The 4,203-nt window shown below is 69.3% G+C and carries 4 protein-coding genes; 3 read left to right on the top strand and 1 reads right to left on the bottom strand.

Features of this window, described 5'->3' with window-relative positions:
- A partial coding sequence (locus DT019_RS38900) for an adenosylhomocysteinase (RefSeq protein ID WP_189390318.1) occupies positions 1-259 on the top strand: 259 nt, incomplete at its 5' end.
- 420 nt (positions 260-679) lie between these two features.
- Complete coding sequence (locus DT019_RS38895) at positions 680-1,300, top strand: hypothetical protein (RefSeq protein ID WP_114041721.1); 621 nt, start codon at positions 680-682, stop codon at positions 1,298-1,300.
- Between the two features lie 101 nt (positions 1,301-1,401).
- Here the strand turns inward: DT019_RS38895 and DT019_RS38890 are convergent, their stop codons facing one another.
- Positions 1,402-2,610 carry an RDD family protein gene (locus DT019_RS38890; RefSeq protein ID WP_114041722.1) on the bottom strand — a complete coding sequence of 403 codons (1,209 nt, stop codon included), beginning with the start codon at positions 2,608-2,610 and terminating at the stop codon, positions 1,402-1,404.
- A 126-nt stretch (positions 2,611-2,736) separates the two neighbouring features.
- Between DT019_RS38890 and DT019_RS38885 the strand changes: the two genes are divergently transcribed.
- Positions 2,737-3,744 (top strand): stage II sporulation protein M, encoded by a 1,008-nt coding sequence (locus tag DT019_RS38885; RefSeq protein WP_114041720.1) that lies wholly within the window; start codon positions 2,737-2,739, stop codon positions 3,742-3,744.
- The last annotated feature ends 459 nt before the right edge of the window (positions 3,745-4,203 follow it).

Genomic DNA, 4,203 nt, shown 5'->3' with positions numbered 1-4,203 from the left:
GGGCAATGCGACCGGTCACCCGTCCTTCGTGATGTCGAACTCGTTCGCGGACCAGACGCTGGCCCAGATCGAGCTGTTCACCAAGCCGTCCGAGTACCCGACCGATGTGTATGTGCTGCCCAAGCACTTGGACGAGAAGGTCGCCCGTCTCCACCTGGACTCGCTCGGCGTGAAGCTGACCGAGCTCCGCCCGGAGCAGGCCGCCTACATCGGCGTCGAGGTCGAAGGCCCGTACAAGCCCGACCACTACCGCTACTGACCGCTCCCGGGTGGCCGCGGGCACCGACTCCAGTCGGTACCCGCGGCCACCCGAGCGGGCACGGCGCCGAAGGCCGGAACTCGGCAGCGCCCCGAGCGCAGCACCGCGCGGTCACCTGACCCCGTGACCCTGTGACTCCACGGGCTCCGACTGGCCAGGCGGCCGTTGCGGGAGGCGGGCACGGAGGGAGGCGGCCGGACACGCGGTACCCAGCCTCCTCTCCCGCACCACACCGCCGCCCTCGCGGTCGGTGACCGGGCCGAGTCAGCAGTCAGGCTTCATCGGTACTTCGGTCGGCATTCCACCGATGTGTCGGTACTCCGCCGATATGCGGGCAGGCCCCCGCACCCCCGTGTCGGGGGCCTGCCCCATACCGCTCGCACCGAGTCAGCGCACGACTCCCGAGGACCCCGAGACGCCATGCCCCGCGGCCGATATTCGCTTCACGATCCCCACGACCACACCCCTCTCGGAGAAGAACACTTCCACTGCGCCCCCGGCCCTTCCGGCTGGCGATACGTCTCCCAGCTCACCACCCCCTCCGGAGACCACTCGGGCTCCGTAGACCTCGCACTCGACGAACTCGGCCGACCGATCCGCCTCGAACTCCATGCCGCCGGCTGGCAGGTACGAGGCGCCGCGATCGACGGCGTCACCTGGGTCCGTACGGACCCCTCCGGGGTCCACGCCACCGAAGGCAATGTCCGCGCCCACGCCTTCGCCGGCAGTTCCCCCGCGTTCCTGATCGCCACCTCCCGTCTGCTCCGCCTCACCCCCCAGTCCCCGACGACGCGCGTCCGCCTCGTCACCTTCACGGACCCGGTCCTCGCCCCCCGCACGATCGACCAGTCCTGGGCCCTGATGAAGAGTGAAGCGCACGCCACTGACAATGGCCCCCTGACCGTGGACGAATACCAGGTCAGCGCCCTGGACACGGGGGAGCAGCACACCGTCCACATCGCCGGTGACGTAGTCCTCGCGGCCCCGGGGATCGAGCTCGAAGCCCTGGAATCCCCACCGTCGACGTTCACCGCGCTGTAACTGCCGGACCCGAAACCGCCCCGAGCATCGAAGCGCCGCCCCGGCCCAACCCCGTACAGGCCTGACAGCGTGTCGGCCCCTGCCCGCGCGGACGAACGCGGTTAAGCAGGCGGCGCGAACCCCGTAGCTCGCCTCGGCGCCTCGGCATCGTTGGCCCGGCCGCCAACGGACTCGGTGGAACCACCCGGCTCAGCAGCACCAGGCGACCCGGTGCGTCCTGGCAGGCTGAAGGACGAGGCCGCATCAGAAGCCGGGTCGGCGCCGCCCCGATGCGCGGCTGAGGCGGTGGGCGCGGAAGCCGAGTACGGAGCCGGGCCAGGACCCGGTGCGGAAGGCGAGCCCGCGTCCGAGCCAGGAATCGGCACGGAAGCCGGATCGCACCCCGGACCAGAGCCCCAGGCAGAAGCGGGGATCGGAGCCTCCTCAAGCGCAGAGGGCGCAGCCGAACCGGCCGCGGGCCCAGAGGCCGGACCCAGCCCAGGCCCGCCAACCAGCCCAGGGTTCCCGGGCAGCCCAGGCCCTCCAGCCTGGCCGGACGTCCAGGCACCGCCCGCGGCTCCACCGGCTCCGAACGTCCGTCGCGCATCCCGAGCCTGACGTTCGGCCACCACACCGGCCAGATACGCGGCCGGCGGCACTCCTTCCGGCCCGGGCGTCCCCGTACAGGCCGACATGTCCTCGGCCAGGCGGACCGCCATCGTCCAGCTCACCTGCGCATCGAGTTGCCGCATACGCGTCAGGTACTGGCGCACCGCCAGCCAGAGCGCATCGGGAACCCGCGACAGGTCGAGCCCCGAGAACCGCCCGATCAGCCACGGCGGCGGAGGCGGCACGGCCGCGGCCCACCCCGACGACACTCGCTCGCGCACGACCAGAGTCCCCGCGAAGACATCCCCGAGCCGTCGACCCCGCTCCGAGACCAGCGACGCGATACAGGCCACGACGCCGAGGCTCAGCAGGATCTCGATGACGCCCATGGCCCCGCGCACCAGCGCATGCCTGAACCGGATGGGCCCGCCGTCGTCCCGCACCACCCGCAGCCCGCACGCCAGCTTGCCCAGCGACCGCCCGTGCGTGAGCGTCTCGACCGCGATGGGCACTCCGATCAGCACGAGCACGAACAGCGCCACGGCTATCGCGGCCTGGGCAGCGTCATCCAGCGAGGCAGTGGCGAACAACATCACCACCGAGACCAATATGTACGTCGCCCACACCACAGCCAGGTCGACCACCAGCGCCAGTGCCCGGCTCGGCAACCGCGCGGGTCGCAGCCCCAGTACGACCGCATCCCCTGTGACCAGCGCGCTCACGGACACCCCACCCTTCGCAGACGATGGCCTTCCACACCCCTCGGACGCCCCAGTCTGCCAAGCTGACCCGCAGCGCGCCGCAGTAGGACGGACCGTACGCACCAGTGCCTGGAGCAGCAGGAGAACATGGACCTCGACGTCTTCGTGACCGCCCACCACGCGGAGTGGGACCGCCTCGAACACCTTCTGCATCGCGGTCGCCGTCTCACGGGCGCCGAGGCGGACGAGCTGGTGACGCTCTACCAGCGCACGTCCACACACCTCTCCCACATACAGTCCGCCGCCCCGGACCCCCTGCTCACGGCCCGTCTGACGCAACTGGTGGCCCGCGCCCGCTCGACCGTCACCGGCACCCGCCGAGCGACCTGGCGCGATGCCGCCCGCTTCCTCACGGAGGGCTTCCCCGCCGCCGTGTACCGCTCCCGCCGCTGGTGGATCCCCGCAGCCCTGATCTCCATCGCGCTGGCCGCGGTCATCGGCTGGTGGATCGGCACCCACCCCGAGGTCCAGTCCGCGATCGCCGCCCCCGACGACCTCCGCCGGATGACACGTCCGGGCGGCGAATACGAGACGTACTACTCGAGCCACCCGGCCGCGTCCTTCGCGGCCCAGGTCTGGACGAACAATGCCCAGGCCACCGCGATGTGCCTGGTCCTGGGTGCGTTCCTCGGCATCCCGGTCCTGTGGATCCTCTTCCTCAACATGCTCAACCTGGGTGTCGGCATCGGCCTGATGTCCTCAGCAGGACGCCTGGACACCTTCCTCGGCCTGGTGCTTCCGCACGGCCTGCTGGAACTGACCGCGGTGTTCGTCGCCGCGGGCACGGGCATGCGCCTCGGCTGGACACTCGTCGACCCGGGCCCCCGCACCCGTCGAGCGGCCTTGGCGGAACAGGGCCGAGCGGCGGTGGGCATGGCGATCGGCCTGGCCCTGGTCCTGTTCGTCTCCGGCATGATCGAGGGCTTCGTAACCCCTTCCGGCCTCCCCACGTGGGCGCGCATCGCCATCGGTATCGCAGCCGAGCTGGCCTTCCTTGTGTACGTGTACGTCCTGGGCGGGCGAGCCGCGCGTGCCGGGGAGGTCGGGGACGTCGAGTGGGCAGCCCGCAGTGCCGAGCTTCCGACGGCCGCGTGATGTGCGCACAACCCCTCTGACCTGCTACTGTCCTCTTCGCCCACAAAAACCGTTGACACGGTTCGCGTGGGGAGGTAGATTCGAACGGTTGCCGCGGACTGGACAAGTCCGGGAGCACTGGCTAACATCTCTCTCGCTCTCATCAGAAATTGAATTTCTGAGTGATGAGCCATTCCGATTAGCTATTCGAAGTCCAAGAAGCTGATTCAGTCGGCCGAAATTCTTCTGATAGAGTCGGAATCGCCGAAAAGGGAAAGCGCGCAAGCGAATAACGAATCGGCAGCCCGCTCCAGCGGGTGGCGGAAACAAGAAATTGGGTCTGCTAAGCTGGAAACACGAAATACCGAAGGGAAGCGCCCGGAGGAAAGCCCGTGAGGGTGAGTACGAAGGAAGCGTCCGTTCCTTGAGAACTCAACAGCGTGCCAAAAGTCAACGCCAGATTGACAACCCCGTCCACTT

The organism is Streptomyces sp. SDr-06 (assembly GCF_003324565.1).
In the GTDB taxonomy this organism is placed as follows: domain Bacteria; phylum Actinomycetota; class Actinomycetes; order Streptomycetales; family Streptomycetaceae; genus Streptomyces.
This window is presented reverse-complemented; position numbering and strand designations above follow the sequence as displayed.